Source organism: Hymenobacter sp. J193, from assembly GCF_024700075.1.
Lineage (GTDB): Bacteria > Bacteroidota > Bacteroidia > Cytophagales > Hymenobacteraceae > Hymenobacter.
The window spans coordinates 2,002,524-2,019,368 of the sequence record NZ_JAJONE010000001.1 but is presented as its reverse complement, the minus strand read 5'-3'; the positions used below and the strand labels follow the sequence as shown (position 1 = coordinate 2,019,368).

Annotated in this window: 14 protein-coding genes; 6 read left to right on the top strand and 8 right to left on the bottom strand. The window is 58.7% G+C overall.

The features are described from left to right. Window positions 1–11: 11 nt before the first annotated feature. Complete coding sequence (polA, locus tag LRS06_RS08735; RefSeq protein ID WP_257871137.1) at window positions 12–2,894, bottom strand: DNA polymerase I; 2,883 nt, start codon at window positions 2,892–2,894, stop codon at window positions 12–14. Between the two features lie 75 nt (window positions 2,895–2,969). Here polA and LRS06_RS08730 point away from each other — a divergent pair, with 75 nt between their 5' ends. Next, window positions 2,970–3,611, top strand: a complete 642-nt coding sequence (locus tag LRS06_RS08730; RefSeq protein ID WP_257871136.1) for a DUF1684 domain-containing protein — start codon at window positions 2,970–2,972, stop codon at window positions 3,609–3,611. Window positions 3,612–3,689: 78 nt separating this feature from the next. Here LRS06_RS08730 and LRS06_RS08725 read toward each other — a convergent pair whose 3' ends face one another. The 4 genes from LRS06_RS08725 to LRS06_RS08715 form a co-directional block, all read right to left on the bottom strand. After that, complete coding sequence (locus LRS06_RS08725; protein ID WP_257871135.1) at window positions 3,690–6,104, bottom strand: MG2 domain-containing protein; 2,415 nt, start codon at window positions 6,102–6,104, stop codon at window positions 3,690–3,692. A 172-nt stretch (window positions 6,105–6,276) separates the two neighbouring features. Further along, window positions 6,277–8,274 (bottom strand): TonB-dependent receptor domain-containing protein, encoded by a 1,998-nt coding sequence (locus LRS06_RS08720; RefSeq protein WP_308239888.1) that lies wholly within the window; start codon window positions 8,272–8,274, stop codon window positions 6,277–6,279. Window positions 8,275–8,302: 28 nt separating this feature from the next. Further along, window positions 8,303–9,046 carry a carboxypeptidase-like regulatory domain-containing protein gene (locus tag LRS06_RS25365; RefSeq protein ID WP_308239887.1) on the bottom strand — a complete coding sequence of 248 codons (744 nt, stop codon included), beginning with the start codon at window positions 9,044–9,046 and terminating at the stop codon, window positions 8,303–8,305. A 55-nt stretch (window positions 9,047–9,101) separates the two neighbouring features. Then, window positions 9,102–9,905, bottom strand: a complete 804-nt coding sequence (locus LRS06_RS08715) for a hypothetical protein (protein WP_257871134.1) — start codon at window positions 9,903–9,905, stop codon at window positions 9,102–9,104. A 347-nt stretch (window positions 9,906–10,252) separates the two neighbouring features. Between LRS06_RS08715 and LRS06_RS08710 the strand changes: the two genes are divergently transcribed. Further along, window positions 10,253–10,849, top strand: coding sequence for an exonuclease domain-containing protein (locus LRS06_RS08710; RefSeq protein WP_257871133.1), 597 nt, complete (start codon window positions 10,253–10,255; stop codon window positions 10,847–10,849). 95 nt (window positions 10,850–10,944) lie between these two features. Here LRS06_RS08710 and LRS06_RS08705 read toward each other — a convergent pair whose 3' ends face one another. From LRS06_RS08705 to LRS06_RS08695, 3 genes are all read right to left on the bottom strand, one after another. Beyond that, a complete protein-coding gene (locus LRS06_RS08705) occupies window positions 10,945–11,772 on the bottom strand; it encodes a YgcG family protein (protein WP_257871132.1) in 828 nt (275 codons plus the stop codon). Then, window positions 11,769–12,221 (bottom strand): TPM domain-containing protein, encoded by a 453-nt coding sequence (locus LRS06_RS08700; RefSeq protein ID WP_257871131.1) that lies wholly within the window; start codon window positions 12,219–12,221, stop codon window positions 11,769–11,771. The genes LRS06_RS08705 and LRS06_RS08700 overlap by 4 nt, the downstream gene beginning before the upstream one ends. A gap of 111 nt (window positions 12,222–12,332) precedes the next feature. Then, entirely contained in the window at window positions 12,333–12,911 is a 579-nt protein-coding gene (locus LRS06_RS08695) for a LemA family protein (RefSeq protein ID WP_257871130.1), read from the bottom strand. Window positions 12,912–13,136: 225 nt separating this feature from the next. On the opposite strand from LRS06_RS08695, the gene LRS06_RS08690 reads away from it, so the two are divergent. From LRS06_RS08690 to LRS06_RS08675, 4 genes are all read left to right on the top strand, one after another. Then, a complete protein-coding gene (locus LRS06_RS08690) occupies window positions 13,137–14,135 on the top strand; it encodes a sugar phosphate nucleotidyltransferase (protein WP_257871129.1) in 999 nt (332 codons plus the stop codon). 21 nt (window positions 14,136–14,156) lie between these two features. Beyond that, complete coding sequence (locus LRS06_RS08685; RefSeq protein WP_257871128.1) at window positions 14,157–14,798, top strand: DUF4272 domain-containing protein; 642 nt, start codon at window positions 14,157–14,159, stop codon at window positions 14,796–14,798. Window positions 14,799–14,921: 123 nt separating this feature from the next. Beyond that, window positions 14,922–16,292, top strand: coding sequence for a hypothetical protein (locus LRS06_RS08680; protein ID WP_257871127.1), 1,371 nt, complete (start codon window positions 14,922–14,924; stop codon window positions 16,290–16,292). A gap of 105 nt (window positions 16,293–16,397) precedes the next feature. Next, window positions 16,398–16,790, top strand: a complete 393-nt coding sequence (locus LRS06_RS08675) for a hypothetical protein (protein ID WP_149069572.1) — start codon at window positions 16,398–16,400, stop codon at window positions 16,788–16,790. The last annotated feature ends 55 nt before the right edge of the window (window positions 16,791–16,845 follow it).

The following is a 16,845-nucleotide window of genomic DNA, read 5'->3' as shown; positions in this document are numbered from 1 at the left end:
GTATTGCCTTATCAGTGTGCCTGCAGCCAGTTGCGGCCGGTGCCCACCTCCACTTCCAGCGGCACGCCGTGGGGCAAGAGCAGGGCGTTAGACATCAGTTCCTTGATTTTGGGTGTGATGAACTCGACTTCCTCCTGCACCGCGTCGAACACCAGTTCGTCGTGCACCTGCAGAATCATTTTGGTGCCGAGCTTCTCCTGAATCAGCCACTCGTGGATGTTGATCATGGCCTTCTTGATGATGTCGGCGGCCGTGCCCTGGATGGGGGCGTTGATGGCGTTGCGCTCCGTGTAGCCGCGCAACGTAGCGTTGCGGGAGTTGATGTCGCGCAGGTAGCGGCGGCGGCCCAGCAGCGTGGTAGCGTATTCCAGTTCCCGCGCCTTATTGATGCTGTCGTCCATGAACTGCTTCACCGACGAAAACTCTTCGAAATACGTGTCGATGATTTCGGTAGCCTCCTTGCGCGAAATGCCGATGCGCTGGGCCAGCCCGAAAGCCGAAATGCCGTAGATAATGCCGAAATTGACGGTTTTGGCCTTACGCCGCATCTCGCTGTCTACCTCGCTCAGCGCTACTTTGAACACCTTGCTGGCCGTGCTGGTATGGATGTCAAGGCCCTGGCGGAAGGCTTCAATCATCGTTTTGTCGCCCGAGAAGTCGGCCATGATGCGCAGCTCCACCTGGGAGTAGTCGGCGGCCAGCAATACGTGCTGGTCGTCGCGGGGTACGAAGGCTTTGCGGATTTCGCGGCCCTTCTCAGTGCGGATGGGTATGTTCTGGAGATTGGGATTGGTGCTGCTCAGGCGGCCAGTGGCCGTCACGGCTTGGTTGAAGGATGTGTGCACCCGGCCATCGGCCACGCACACCAGCTGGGGGAGAGCCTCCACGTAGGTGCTGCGCAGCTTGGTGAGCTGACGGTATTCCAGAATGAGGGCGGCAATGGGGTTTTCGGCGGCCAACTGGCTCAGGATTTCCTCACCGGTGGCGTACTGGCCGGTTTTGGTTTTCTTGATCTTGCCCTTGCCGATATCCATTTTATCGAACAACACCTCGCCCAGCTGCTTGGGGGAGCCAATGTTGAACTCCTGGCCGGCTTCCGCAAAAATCTGCTTTTCGATGTCCACAATATAGCCCTGCAGTTCGGCTGAGTACTCGCCCATAGCCGAAGAGTCAATCTTCACGCCCTCGTACTCAATGTCGGCCAGCACCGGCACCAGCGGGTTTTCCACCTGGTTCAGCAGATCGAGCAGACCTACTTCCTTCAGCAACGGCTCAAACACGTGCTTGAGCTGCAGGGTCACGTCGGCATCCTCGCAGGCGTAGTCCGATACCTCGGCTGGGGGCAGATCAGCCATGGTTTTCTGGTTTTTGCCTTTGGGGCCGATGAGCTCCAGAATGCTGACGGGCGTGTAGTGCAGGTAGGTTTCGGCCAGCACGTCCATGTTGTGGCGCATGTCGGGCTCCAGCAGGTAGTGCGCCAGCATGGTATCAAACAGTGGTCCGCGCACCTGTACCTTATAGTGCTTGAGGATGGTGAGGTCGTACTTGATGTTTTGGCCGATTTTGATGATGTGCGTGGCCTCGAAGAATGGGCAGAATTCGTCTACTAGAGCCTGCGCAGCGGCGTGGTCATCCTGCGGAACGGGCACGTAGTAAGCCTCGCCGGGAAGCCAGCAAAAGGAAAGGCCCACCAGCCGGGCCGTCATGGTGTCCAGCCCAGTGGTTTCGGTGTCGAAGCTGACTTCGGTTTGCAGCAGCAGGAATTCCAGCAAAGACTTGCGCAGTTCCGGCGTGTCTATCAGGTGGTATTGGTGCGGCACATCCTGCAGCGTGCGGCGCGGACCGGCCGGGGCCCCGAAGGAGCCGGTTTCGCCTTCTTCGGCAGCTATGCCCACCGCCGCATCGGCCGACGAGCCGAACAGGCTGCCTTGGCCTTCGGCCACTTTGGGGCGGCGGGCACCGCGCGGGGTAGGGGCGGCACTCACGCCGGCCGGGCTGCCGCCCCCCAGTACGCGGGCGGCCAGCTGGCGGAACTCCAGCTCCTCGAACAGCTGGCGCAGCTCGTCTTCGTCGGGCTTGTCGAGCACCAGCTTGTCGGCCTCAAACTCAATGGGCACGTCGAGGTGAATGGTGGCCAGCTCCTTGCTCATGAGGCCCTGCTCGGCGAAGTTGCGCACGTTTTCCTGCTGCTTGCCCTTGAGCTCGTCCACGCTGGCAATCAGATTTTCTACGGAGCCATACTTCTGAATCAGCGTCTTGGCGGTTTTCTCGCCGATGCCCGGAATGCCGGGAATGTTGTCGGAGGCGTCGCCCTGCAGACCCAGAATGTCAATTACCTGCTCTACCCGCTCAATCTCGAAGCGCTGCAGCACGTGCTGCACGTCGAGCACCTCGGCGGCGTTGCCCATAAAGGCCGGCCGGTAGATTTTGATGCAGTCCGTTACCAGCTGGCAGTAGTCCTTGTCCGGCGTCATCATGAAGACCTCCCCGAAGCCCTGGGCCTCGGCTCGGCGGGCCAGCGTGCCAATCACGTCGTCGGCCTCGTAGCCTTCCACCATCAGAATGGGAATGTGGAAAGCCTTGATAATGCGCTTGATGTAGGGAATGGCCAGGCCGATGTCCTCGGGCATGGCCTGGCGCTGGGCCTTGTACTCGGCGTACTGCTCGTGGCGGAAGGTCTTTTTGGCCGCATCAAACGCCACCCCAATGTGCGTGGGCTTTTCCTTTTGCAGTACTTCTACCAGGGTGTTGGTGAAGCCCAGAATGGCTCCGGTATTGAGGCCCTTGGAGTTTACGCGCGGGTTCTTGCTGAAGGCAAAGTGGGCACGGTAAATCAGGGCAAAGGCGTCGAGCAGGAAAAGCTTGTGGGGCTGGTTGGCAGAGGCGTCAGTCATAGGAAGGCGAAGGTACGGAAGCGGCTCGGGGCAGGAAAAAGATAAGATACGTACGCGCCGCCCTATCTTTCATTTATGAAAGGGCATTATTTTATTCTTTTACTTGGGCTGGGTAGCGGGCTGCCGGCCGTAGCCCAGCAGGCTACAGCTAACTCACCACGTCCTGGTCCGGAAGAGCACGCCCGGCAGGTAGCCGCGTTTCAGCAGGAGCTGAACGCGGAGTACCGGGACTCTACCCGCAGCCCGCTGCCTCGCGAAGCCCGCATTGCTTTCCTCAGCCTGCCGTTTTTTCCTGCCAATTACGCGGCCTGCGTGGATGCACAGTTCGTCGCCGATTCACTGGGCGCGCCGTTTGTGATGCAAACCAGCACCGACCGCCGGCCCTTCTACCGCAAATACGGCGAGTTGCGTTTCCAGCTGAACGGAAAGCCGCAGAAGCTGACCGTATACCAGAGCCTGGACCTGCAGCGCAGCCCCGAGTACCGCGACTACCTGTTTGTGCCGTTTACTGACCGCACCAATGGCCATACCAGCTACGGAGGCGGCCGCTATATCGACCTGCGCCGGGCCCAGCTGCAGGGTGGCAGGCTGGTACTGGATTTCAACCGGGCCTATAACCCCTTTTGCGCCTACAGCAGCAAGTATTCCTGCCCGGTCCCGCCCGCCGAAAACCGGCTGCCCGTGGCTGTTGAAGCCGGCGTGATGAGCAGCCATTAACGCAGGTACGCCGCTTCCGGCTCAGCCGAATAAGCTGGCCTGGAAGCGGCGTGCCTGGGGTATAAGCGCCCGGAAGGCTTATAATGGCTGCTTCACATCCAGCACGTAGGTAGTGCTGCCAGCCACACCATTGTTAGTCAGCCCCTGCACCACTACCAGGTAGCGGCCCGTCTGGTCACCGGTATAAAACGTGGTACTGCTTCCCTGCGCAGTGGTTGAAATAGCCGGATTCCAGTAAAGAAGGTTGCGCAAATCGGGCAGGCGGCTTTGGCGGGCTAATGGGGTATCGTAGCGGGGCGCATAGAATTCCCGTTGCCCCTGCAGGCCGTCATATTGCTGTACCAGTACCCTGGGGTCGAGGGAAACCTTGGCCAGGTCGCCTTTATAGGTAATGAAGCTAACGATGCCATCGTAAATAGAGGAGCCGTGGAAGTAGCGGCTGTCCATCACCTCCAGCTGCTGAATGCTGAGCGGATCTATGGCCATAGCCTTGTTCATGTCAAATATGGGCACCCCATCCAGCAACACCAGCGGGTTTTGCGTGAGCAGGCCGCCATTCACCTTGTCTTTCACCAGCAGATGAAAGCCGTCTTTGCGGCGGCGTACATCTACGCCGGGCACGTATTCGCGCATTACCTCCTCCAGTACCTTAAACCGGGTGTATTTATCCAGCAGGTAGCGCTCATCGGGCTTGCCGTAAAAAGCCACGCTGTCGGCGGGGGGCAGGGTATACTGGCTGGCAAATTTGCCGGAGAAGGCCTGCTGAACCTGGTTCTGAAAATGCCGCTTGCTGTAGGCTGCTTCCAGCCGGGGCAGCCGGGGCAGCAAAGCCGCATCGGCCGCAGAATACTGCTGGGAGAATGGTGAAATGATTTCTACCTGACTGGTGCTATCCTGGTGCGGATCCGTCTGCACTACGATGTTTCTGGAGCCATAAAAACGGTTCAGTTCAAACAAAAAGCTGCCATCGGGTCCGCTCACGGCATTTTGCAGGCGCACAATGCGGCTCGGCGAGGACAAGTACGTGGTAATGCCTGCCGGGCCCTGCGAGCCTGGCTTGCTAAGGCGGCCCCGCACCAGCAGGCCGTTGAGCTCAGGCAAATGCTCGAACCGCGGGGGCGTAGAGGCCAGCACCTGCGACCAGCTGAATCGGCTCCAACCCTGCGTGAGCATAAGGTTATTGGTAGCCTCCGCCACTTCGGGGGTAGCGGCCGAGAAGTAGTAGGCGGGCTGCTCAACCGTGCCGCGTAAGTCGGCGGAAAGCCATAGGTAGCTGTTGATGTCGGGGGTAAGCGCGGTCGTGAGCGAATCCAGCCGGTACACGGCCATCGATAGGTTGGCCGGCAAAGTCCCGGAGCTGGTGCCCGTGGTTAGTTGTATGCTTGCTTTTTCCCTGGCAGCATAGGCTGTTTTATCGGGCCGGGCCGTGATAGTGAGCGTCTGCCGGGGCGGCTGGAAATACAGCCGCTCGCACACCGGCTGCTGGGCCTCATTGAACACGGTGAGGTGAGATACCCCGTCCAAAAGCCGGGATGGGTCGATGGTAAATACAGCCTGGCCGTTGACCAGCTGCTGCTGGGCGGCCACTGCTACCTGCTGCCGGGAATGCACCAGCAGGGCAACCCGTTCGGGTTGGGCATTGCCGGAGTTTACCGTCACGGTAAGAGCAGTAGCCGAGCTGTTTTCCACATGTAGCACGTAGCCCTGCTCATACACCCTGGGCAGCGGATACGTAACAGCAGGGCGTTTGTCGAGGCTGACTACGGCCGTGTAGGCTACCCCTGCTTTGGGCGTGAAGCGGAAGTTGCCCATGCCAAAGCGCAACGACTTAAACTGCGCCACCACCGCGCCCTGCGCCGTCAGGACCTTGCCCTCGACGGCGACACCGCGGCCTTTGTTGTCAGTGGCCTTGAACCCTACCGTGCTGGTCAGGCCCTGCACTAAGTTGCCCCCCTCCGGAAAAAACTGTAGATCATACCGGGCCGTATCGGGCCGGGTAAAGACGCCGGCTGAGGCAGCGGTGTTTACAATAGTTATAGGGCTGCGGAAATAGTATTCCGGCCCAAAGTTCTTCATCCAGCTGGTATAGGCCCGCACGGTGTAGGAGCCGGAAGGCATTGACGCCGGAATAGCAAAAGAGCCTTGCCCCTGCGCATCCCTGAGGCCTATCTTGGCTTGGAGTACCGAGCGTTTCTCTTTATCCAGCACTTCCACGTAGGCTACTTTGCTTAGCGACAACGGCCGGAGAGCAGTGCCCTCCACGGCATACACCTTAAACCACATGGTTTCGCCACTCAGGTACAAAGGCCGGTCGAGGTGCAGAAAGAGCTTCTCAGGCAAGGCGCCTTGCTGGTAGCGCACCAGCTTGCGCGTAAGGCCATTGAGGGAGTCGAGCTGGCTATACCCGGGCAGACTGGTGAGCCACAGCAGCAAAGCCAGCCGCCAGGCGTACCGGGGAAAAAAGCTGACGGGATTTGTCGTAAGAAGAGCCATCAAATAAGAACTTTCAAGAGAAACTGGTGCCGGTAACGGGTAGAGCCGGCCCCGCAGGCGGCGGGCTAAACGCTCGGCTGCAGGGTAACTACAGCCAAGCAGTACTCCAGGAGCTCAGGCCGATGAAGAGGTGCTTTTCCGCCCGGGCTGCCAGTTAAAGGTGCCGGCAGGATCAAAATTTGAAGTTGTAGGTAACGGTCGGAATCGGCTGGCCAAAAATAGAGAGCTTGTAGCCTTTAATCTGACCGTTCTGCGACTTGAAGTACACGGAGTAGGCGTTCTTCCGGCCCGTCACGTTGTACACGCCCACCGTCCAGGAGCCGTGCGCCGTCTTTTTCACCTTGTGGTTGCCCTCAATATTCAGCGCTACGTCGGCCCGGTAAAAGTCGGGTACGCGGTACGCATTGCGGTCTGAGTAATAGAGGCGGGGCACGTCGCCGATGTAGTACTTGGCCAGCGGCAGCGTGATGGGGCGGCCGGTGCTGTACGTCAGGTTCATGGAGGCACTCAGGCGGCGGTTGACGCGGTAGTTGCTAATCAGGGTAAAATCGTGGGGCTTATCAAAATTGCTGGGGTAGTAGCTGCCGCCATTGATCCGCTCGGCAGGGGTGCCGCCGTTTACCTGCACCAGTGAGCGGGAATAAGTGTAGCTGACCCAGCCGTTGATTTTGCCCGTCGTTTTCTTCACCATCACCTCTACGCCGTACGCTTTGCCCACCGCATTCACAATATCCGTTTCGATGTGGTGGTTCAGGATCAGCGTAGCGCCGCTCTTGAAGTCCACAAAGTCCCGGATTGACTTGTAGTAGGTTTCCACCGATGTTTCGATGGTATTGGACTTGAAGTTGTGGTAGTAGCCCACCGAGAACTGGTCGCCTACCTGCGGCCGGATGTTGCTGTCACTTAGTTTCCAGGTGTCGGCCGGCGATACGGAGGCCGTGTTCGTCAGTTGATGGATGTACTGACGGGTGCGGTTGTAGCTCACTTTTACCGACGTATTATCGGTGAGCGAGTAGCGCGCCGATACCCGGTATTCCGGGCCGTGGTACGTAGCCAGTACTTTGCGGGCCCCATAGCGTACGGTGTCGATAATGGATGCCTCCGAGCGCGACTCGCCCGGGGCGTACCGGTACACGTCGCGCGGGCCCAGCGCATTAAACAGGGAATACCGCAGGCCCAGCGCCACGGAAAAGCGGGGCGAGAGGTCGATGCGGTCCGAGGCGTAGAGGGCACTTTCCAGGGCCTGCTCCTGGGGCAGAATATCAGCCTTGACCAAGGAGGCGCTGCCTACGGGCGTCTGGCTGCCGGGGGAGATATTGTAGAGCAGCGTGCTGGTCCCAAATTCCACCGTATGCTTGGCGCTGGGGAAGTAGCTGAAGTCGGCCTGCAGATTGGTTTGCTTGATGCCGTAGCGCAGGCGGGCGGCATTCACCGGGTTTTCGTCGCTGGCTATGTTGTAGCTGTACTGGCTGTGGGCCCCGGTAAACACCCCGTAGATCTTGTTGCTGAAGTTGTGCTGCCACTTAAGGCTGGCATTGCGGTTTGTATACTGATAAGACGTGTCGCCGGCCAGGCGAAACTTGTCGGCGCTCAGGTAGCCCGTGGCGTACACCGAGTTCCGGTCATCCAGCTGATAGTTCAAGTGGGCACTCACATCGTAGAAGGAGGCCGAGCTTTGCCGGAGCTTAGGGTCATCCAGCAGCTTCAGAATCCAATTGGAGTAACTACTCCGGCCACTGACGATAAATGCCCCTTTATCCTTTACAATGGGGCCTTCGAACGTAACGCGGCTGGTAAGCGGGCCAATGCCGCCGGAGCCGCTGAACTTCTTCTTGTTGCCTTCGCGGGTTTTGATTTCCAGCACCGAGGACAGGCGGCCGCCATACTTGGCCGGAATGGCGCTTTTGTACAGCTCCACAGTTTGCAGAATGTCGGGGTTGAACGCCGAGAAAAAGCCAAACAGGTGGGACGGATTGTAGATGGTGGTGCCGTTGAACAAAATCAGGTTCTGGTCGGTGGAGCCGCCGCGCACGTTCAGGCCCGTGCTGCCTTCGCCTACCGACTTCACGCCGGGCAGCGTAAGGATAACCCGGAGAATGTCGGCCTCCCCGAAAGCCGTGGGCACCTGGCGGATGGTCTTAATGTCGAGCTTTTCCAGGCCCATCTGCATGCCCGACACGTTCTTGTCTTTTTCCGCCTCAATTACCAGCTTCCTTCAGCGTGGTAATGTCTTCCTCCACTTCCACCTCCAGCTTACCATTGCCCCGCAGCAGCACCTGCCGCCTCGTATTCTTGATGCCAATGCCCCGGATTTTGATGATGTGCCGGCCAACGGGCAGCGTGAGGGAGTAATAGCCGAACTGGTCGGTGCTGGTGCCGATAGAAGGCGACTCGATATACACGGTGGCCCCGATAACGGGCTCCCCCGATTTCGCTTCGCGGATATGACCGGCAATAGTAGCCTGGCTTTTCCCGGAGGTGCCGTTGCCTATTTCCAGTACCAGGTTTTCCGCATTGCCTGTGGCGCGCGCCTGGTCAGCCGCGGGTTCCGGCTCCTGGGCGTCGTCGGTGGCGGCCAGGCCGGTGGTATCGCCAAAAAAGCGGCTGGGCAGCGTGGCGGAAATAACTGTGCCCCGGGTGATAAACACCCGGTTCTCATCGTCGAAGGCGGCGCGGAGCCCGGTGTTCTTAAGGGCCTGCTCCAGTACTGCCTGGACAGGCTGATTCTTCACCTGCACGGTAACAACCAGGCTGTCGACGGCTGCCGGATCAAAGTAGAAGCGGGTTCCGGTCTGGGCTTCCAACTGACCGACAAACTGCTCAAACGGCGTTTGGGTAAAATTGCCACTGACTAATTTCTCAGACCCTGATTTCTGGCCAAAGCTACTGGTGCTAAGCAGAAAGAAAAACAAGCAAACAACCAGTTGGTAACACTGCTTCATAAAAGGCACTATAGGAAAACGGGTGCTTAACAAAAAAAGGGCGCCGATAAATCTTCTACACTAAACTGTTGTAGAAACGCACTACCTGTATGATATCGGACTCACGGGTGTTCTTGTTGAATTTTAATTTATTGTCCCGGATATATTTCTGAATTTCTTTGCTGCGGTCGGCCAAAAGGCGCGTAACGGATCCTTTGCTGCTTACGGAATAGAACACGCCCGACTTTTTTATAAAAAGCTTATTGGTTTCAACAAATTCCAGGTACTTCTGCCCCTGATTTACATGCTCCTGCATGCGCTTGGCGCGCTTGGCCAGCACCTGGAGCGTATTATCCTCTAAGACCTCATAAAATCCCGTTTGCACAACTTTTTGATTTGTGCTGTCGGTTTCTATGCGAATAAACCGATGCCCGGCAACTGAGAATTCGCGCAGCTTTTCGCTAACCAATCTAAAGCGCAGGGGGTTGGTAGGCTGCTGCAGAATAACCTGTTCGGAAAGAATATCATACACCAGCTGCAGGTCAGGAAAATAATGGTCGTTGTAGTGCACACTACCGGCCGCCTTTTCGGGAGAAAGAAAAAACTGATGCCCGATATTCTGCCGGTACCGCTTGGCAAAATCAACGTACTCCGGTCCGTTATATAACTGGGAGTTGATGGGAAAGGCCTGGGTGTACTCCTGCTGAAGCTGGCTTACGGATGCTGCAACAAGGGGAGTATGGTCGGGAGCAGGAGTCTGTGAAAAGGCTCGTTGCGCAAAAAGCAGCAGGCAAAGCACGGGGATACTCCGTCGGATAGACATGGGTGTGTTCATCAATAATTTATGGGCGAAATAACGAAAGCCGGTTCTGTTTCCCACCTCACTGCGTGAGGTATAGAGTGACTAATAGTAAGCAGGGTTGCATGCCTACAAATGGTGCAGGCTTTCTTTTCAGGGCGGCTCTTCACTTCCCTGCTTTGCTTTTGAGAGAATTCCTCTCATTGTTTGTGCCTGACCAGCTGTTTCTTATAGTGCCCTAAGAGGTAGCGTACTTTTGCCCGGGCAGCCCTCACCGGGGTGGTGAATGGCAATGTTTCGCCATACATTTAAATGGGAAGCCACACGTGGAAGAGCAACAAAAGATGCGGAGGCCAACAGTGCTGTAAGCCCGCGCTGCTTCGCGCCACCGCTTATCCCGGGTGCGCGCCTTCACGTAGAGGCTACGTATGCGCTACCTCTCCCTCGACCTCGAAACCTCCGGCAGCAACCCGCAGCGCCACCAGATACTGGAGCTGGCTGCCGTGGTGGAAGACACCAGGCAGCTGCGGCCGTTGGCAGAACTGCCCGCCTTCCGGCGCGTGGTGCGCCACCAAGAGTACGTAGGCACGGCCGGCGCCCTGGCCCTGAATGCCCGCCTGCTGGCAGAGCTGGCCCGTAAAGAGCCCAATCCGGAGCTATGCAAGCCCGCGGAGCTGCTACCCCAGCTGCGGGCGTTTCTGCTGGCGCACGGCTTCAAAACCGATAAGCACGACTGTGTGGCGGTAACAATGGCCGGCAAAAACATTGCGGTGTTCGACCTGGGGTTTCTGCGGGAACTGCCGGGCTATGGCACCCTGGTACGCGCCGAGCCCGCCATGCTCGACCCGGCGGCGTTCTACCTGAACTGGCGCAAGGACACCCGCCTGCCTACCATGCAAACGTGTAAGGCCCGGGCTGGCTTCGAGGACGACACCGTAGCCCACCAAGCCCTGGCCGATGCCTTGGACGTAGTGCAGCTGCTCCGGCCGTTTTATGAGTTGCCGGGATATAAAATGGTGAAATAGTGAGCTGGTGAAATGGTGAGTTTAATGTTCTGTTTTTGCCATTCGTGTGGCCAGAACGTCAAACCCACCATTTCATCAACTCACCGTTTCACCTTCTACCAGTCGCCGGAGGCGCCGCCGCCGCCAAAGGAGCCACCGCCGAAGCCACCGAAGCCTCCGCCGCCACCTCCACCGCCGCCGAAGCCGCCACCCCCAAAGCCACCGCCACCCAGGATGATAGGCGGAATAAATCCTCCCCCAAAACCCCGGTTACGGCGGCCACCAAAGCCGCCTCCGCCACCACCCCCGCCACGCATGCGGGAAATGAGGATGATAATCAGAATGCCGAGTATAACCCAAAACATCCAGCCAGAGCCGCTGCTGTCTTCGTAGTCGCCAGTGGCGCGGGGCTCAGCCTTGTACTCACCGCTGGCCAGCGCAATCAGGCGGGTAGTGGCCTCATCCAGGCCGGTATAGTACTGACCCGCCCGGAAATTGGGCACGATAACGTTGCTGATGACGCGCTTGGCCAGTGCATCGGGAATGGCACCCTCCAGGCCGTAGCCGGTTTGAATGGTGACTTTATGCTCCACGTTGCTGACCAGGATCAGCAGGCCGTTGTTTTTGCCCTTGCGACCCACGCCCCAGCTTTCACCCAGCCGCTGCGCGTAGTCGGCCACCTCATAGCCGTCCAGCGTCTGCACCGTAACGATGGCAATCTGCGAGGAGGTAGAGTCGTTGTAGGCCACCAGCTTCTGCTCCAGCCGGGCTTCTTCGTCGGGGCTGAGCAGGCCGGCAAGGTCGTTGACGAGGCGCGCGGGCGAAGGCCGTGGCGGCAGATTCTGGCCTACGGCTGCTGAAATAACCAGCAGCCACAGAGCCAGCAGCGGCAGGCACCACCCCGCTGGCTTCAGCCAGGAAAACCTAAGAGAGGATACGGTCATTTGCGTGGCGCGGAATCGCCAAACGAGATGGAGTCGTCGAGCTCGTTCTGGTCGGTAGTGGCATCGTAGGGAAAATACCGCTGCAGCTGCTCACCTACCAGCTGAATGCCTTTTTCCAGGCCCACCACAAACTTGTTGAGCCGGAAATGGTCAAGCACAATTTCCTTGGTGCTTTCCCAGAAGTCGTCGGGCACGGCGGCGTTGATGCCGGCATCGCCAATTACGGCAAACTGCCGCGAGTCCCAGGCTACATAGAACAGCACCCCGTTTCGCTGCGCGGTGTGCTGCATGTTGAGCTGGGCAAAAACCTGCGCGGCGCGGTCCAGTGGCTCGGGAGTAGGGCACTGGTTTTCCAGATGCACGCGAATTTCCCCGGAAGTGCGCACCTCAGCCTGCCGGATGGCGGCTATGAGCGAAGCTTCCTGCTGGGGCGTGAGCGGGTTGGTCATGGGTTAGGGTCTTGGGGACTTGGGGTCTTGGGGTCTTGGTTGATGTTTTTGAAAACAACGCCTCATTGAGCGTCAACCAAGACCTCAAGACACCAAGACCCTAACAACTAATTAAAACTGTACCGTGGGAGCTTTCTGAGCACTGGCATCGGCCTCAAAGTAGGGCTTCTCGGCGAAGCCGAACATGCCGGCAAAAAGGTTGTTGGGGAACGACTTGATGTAGCCGTTGTAGTCGTTGGTGACGGTGTTGAACTTCTGGCGCTCCACGTTGATGCGGTTTTCGGTGCCCTCAATCTGGGCCTGCAGCTCCTGGAAGTTGGCGTTGGCCTTCAGGTCAGGGTAGTTTTCCGAAACGGCCAGCAAACGACCCAGACCCGATGAAATCTGGCTTTGGGCTTCCTGGAATCTTTTGATGTTTTCGGGCGTCAGCTGGTCGGAGTTTACCTGCACGCTCGTGGCCTTGGCACGGGCTTCAATCACCTCCGTCAGCGTCGATTTCTCGAAGTTGGCGGCGCCTTTTACGGTATTTACCAGGTTCGGAATCAGGTCGGAGCGGCGCTGGTAGCTGTTCTGCACGTTGGCCCACTGGGCTTTCACGGCCTGATCTTTCTGCACCATGGAGTTGTAGCCGCAGGAAGTCTGGCTGAGCATAATCATCAGACCGGCAAAGTAGAGAAGGAAACGTTTCATAGAAGAAGTTGGAAAAAGGGAGTGAGGGAGAGAAAACAAGGGAAAACCGCTGAGCCCAGGGGGCGGTTATACGAGGCGGTACGGCGGAGCTTGGTCAACCAAACCTATGGAAGAAATCCTATATACACGTGCTGCCAGTACGAATTCGGGCGGCGGCGGTTGTATACAGGCTGGCTAAACCAATCGAATCTGTATTTTGCGAATCTATTCCTCGCCCATTTTAGTATGAAAGCAGTTATTCCCGTTGCTGGTATCGGCACCCGCCTGCGCCCCCACACGCACACCCAGCCCAAGTCGCTGGTGCCCGTGGCGGGCACCACCATCCTGGGCCACATCATCGACCGGCTCCAGGCCGCGGGCATCGAGGAGTTTGTGTTCATCATCGGCTACCTGGGTGAGAAAGTGGAGCGCTACGTGCGCCGCCAGTACCCGACGCTGCAGGCTACGTTTGTGGTGCAGGAGCCCCGTGAGGGCATCGGCCACGCCCTGTGGCTGGCCCGCGACACGTTCCGCCACGACGAGGGCGTGCTTATCCTGCTCGGCGATACTATCGTGGACATCGACCTGGCGCAGCTGCTGCGCACGCCCGGCACGGTGCTGGCCGTGAAGGAAGTGAAGACGCCCACCATGTTTGGACTGGTGGAAACCGGCGCCGGCGGCCGCGTAACCAAAGTGGTGGAAAAGCCCAAGATTCCGAAGTCGAACTACGCCATGGTGGGACTCTACAAGATTGCCAACCCGGAAGGCCTGGCCAAGGCCCTGGAGCAGATCATCGACGAAGACCAGCGTACCCACGGCGAGTTTCAACTGACTGATGCCCTCATGCGCATGATTCAGCAGGGGGAAACCATCACCACCACGCCGGTGGACAACTGGTTTGACTGCGGCCGCAAGGAAACCCTGCTCGAAGCCAACGCCCGTCTGCTCAACCGCCCCGAGTTTCTGGGCCGCCGCGAGTACCCCGAATTTCCGGATACCATCATCATTCCGCCCGTCAGCATTGGCCGTGACTGTCAGATTTCCAACGCCATCATTGGCCCCAACGTGGCCATCGGCGACCGGACCATCGTGCGCAACACTATCCTCAGTGACGCCATTATTGGCTCCTACTCGGAGCTGCGCTCCGCCGTGCTGCACGACTGCATCGTGGGCTCCGACGCTTCTTTCCGCGGGATGAACCACAGCCTCAACATCGGCGACAACACGGAAATTGATTACAGCTAACGGCTATTTAGTAGTGCAGGGATGAACGACGAATTCAAGTTTCAAGCGAAAGCGGAGTCGGAAGGAAAGGTCTTGGCGTTGGGCGGCCGCATCTGTGACTGGCTGCCGATCCTGGATACGCCGGCGGTGCGCTCAATAGAGGAAGTGAAAGGCCGCATGAGCGTGCTGAACGCGCTGATCAATATTTCCTTTCAGGCCCCGGTAGGCATTATCCGTGACTGGCTTGCCGAGCAGGATTTGCTCATATTTTTGTCAGAAGAAGAAGAGCTTCTGCTCCGCAAAAGCAACGAAGAACTCACGGAGCAGGAGCTGATTAACCTGCGCTGGAGCCTGGAAAGCCTGTGGGCGATGATGTGGGCCACCGAGATGACACCGGAACTAGTGCCCACCAACTGGTGTGGCGACGATATGGCCTCGATGCTGCCCAATCTGGAGGCGGGGGAGGACAATGCAAAAATGGCGCAGGTGCAGCAACTGCGGCCCACCGAGGAGCTGTACCGCATGCTGGACTACTATTATCGGCTCCACTGGTACTGTGTGGATGAGCGCCTGCACGGGCGCGAGGCGCTGGTATCCGAGAGCCTGGTGTATGAGCGGCGCAAAGCCCTGGAGTGGATTTTCAACCGGGCCCATGACTGGGACGACGTGGAAATGAGCACGTAGCGGCTGTGAAAGCGAGGGGCAACAACTAAATTTCTGCCCTACGCTTTGCCGGCGCACAACCTTCCGCCGGGCTTGTCAGTACGCGGGGTTGCGGCTTCGGCCGCCAACCTGTACTTTGGCCCGATGCGAAAACCCACTTTGCTTACCCTGCTGCCGGCCGTGGCAGCCACCCTGCTGCTGACTGGCTGCTACTCCCGGGAGGACATGAAATCGGAAGGGGGCGCGGCCACCACGCCTACCGAAGTGCCGCCCACCGAAGTGCCCGGGGCCGTAGCGCCCAGAAATACCGCTGCGCCCACCGAGGCTACCAATGCGCTGCTCACGCAGGTAAACGTGTTTCTGGAAGTGTCGGGGTCTATGGAAGGGTTTATGCCCAAGCCCGGTGGCGGGGCCGAGAATACCAGGTTTCAGCAGCACGTAGCCCAGTTTTTGTCGGACGTGAACCGCAGCCCGGCCGTCCAGCAGAAGCAGTTCTTCCGCATCAAGGAAAAGCCCTACCGCGACTCGTACCAGCAGCTTTCGGGCACGGTGCGCGGGGGCATTCAGGAGCCGGCCAAGAGCACGGATATTCCCTCGGTGCTCGATACGCTGGTGAGCCGCTACTACCAGCCCGGCGCCGTGAGCGTGCTGATTTCGGACTTTATTTATTCCCCGAAAAACGCCGGCGCTATTCCCTACATCAAAACCGATATTACCGACGCCCTCAACCGCGCCGGCCGCTCCGACCTGGCCGTGTCGGTCTACGGCTTCACCTCCGACTTCAAGGGAGCCTTTTACCCGGCCCTGAAAACCGCCGGGGCCAAGCGCGCCAACTGCTGCGACACCGATATTCCGTACTACTTCTGGGTGCTGGGCCCGGCCGATGCCGTGCGCCGCTTCGATGCCGCCGTGCTCAGCAAGCAGCCGGCCGAGCAGGCCCACTTCGGGGTCACGTATCCGGTGCCTACGTCTTCCTTGCTCAGTAAATTCCAGAACCAGGGCAGCTGGTACTACGGGGACGAGGGCGCCAGCAAGCGGGCCGCGGGCGCCTCTTACCACACCATTACGGTAGCCGAAGCCTCGGCCGCGCAGCCCGTGGAATTCGTGCTGGGCCTGGACCTTAAGGCGCTGCCGGCCCTGTACCAGGACGTGGCCTACCTCAAGCAAAACCTGCAGCTCATCGGTCAGGATACCGACGCCAAAATTGCGCAGGTGTTTGCGGCCACCGACCAGACCCGCGCCAGCAGCGGCCCCGAATCCGGCTACACCCACTTTGTGAAGGTGCGCCTCACGCGCCTGGGCAAAGCGGCCCGGCCCCTGCAAGTGGTGCTGAATGACCGACGGCCCGCCTGGGTAAATCAGTGGACCACCAAGAACGACAGCAACCCCAACCAGAGCGGCACCAAGACATTTGCGCTCAGCTCGTTGGTAGACGGGGTCCAGGCTGTAACGACCAGTGAGCAGGATGCCCGGCCCATCTTCCGCATCGACCTGACGTTGCAGCCGGCCCGGTAATTGCCCCGCTGCAACCTCGCTGCGTACACTATACGCGGCCGTTTGCCGTTTCATCCTCCCCGCGTACCTCTCTCCTAACTCATTTCCGCGTTTCCCTCAGCTTCTATGAAAGCACTGTTCCAGACCATCTACGAACTCATCGGCCAGCCCCAGCCGCCCGCCGATACGCCCGTGTACCGCGACGTTATCTTCCCCAACCTGGGGCTGCTGAACTGGGGCCTTTCCCTGGCGCTGGTGTTGCTGTTTTACCTGGGCATCAACCGCGCTATGGGCGTGGCAACCTTCAACAAAGGACGCCACTGGGGCATTTTCCTGGCGCTAAACGCGGTGCTGGCTTTCGTTATTACCCTCTGGCAGACCAGCGCCCAGCAGGCTACCCAGCACAGCTACATCTACTGGCTGGCTACCTGGAACGCGGTGCTGAGCATGCTCTGGTTTTTCCTGTTCTCCCTGCTGCTCAAGCGTACCTCCACCAACGCCAGCACAACTCCATTTTAATTTAGAAGTCAGAAATGAGAGCTTAGAACTGAGACTCGTTCGAATACTCAGAACG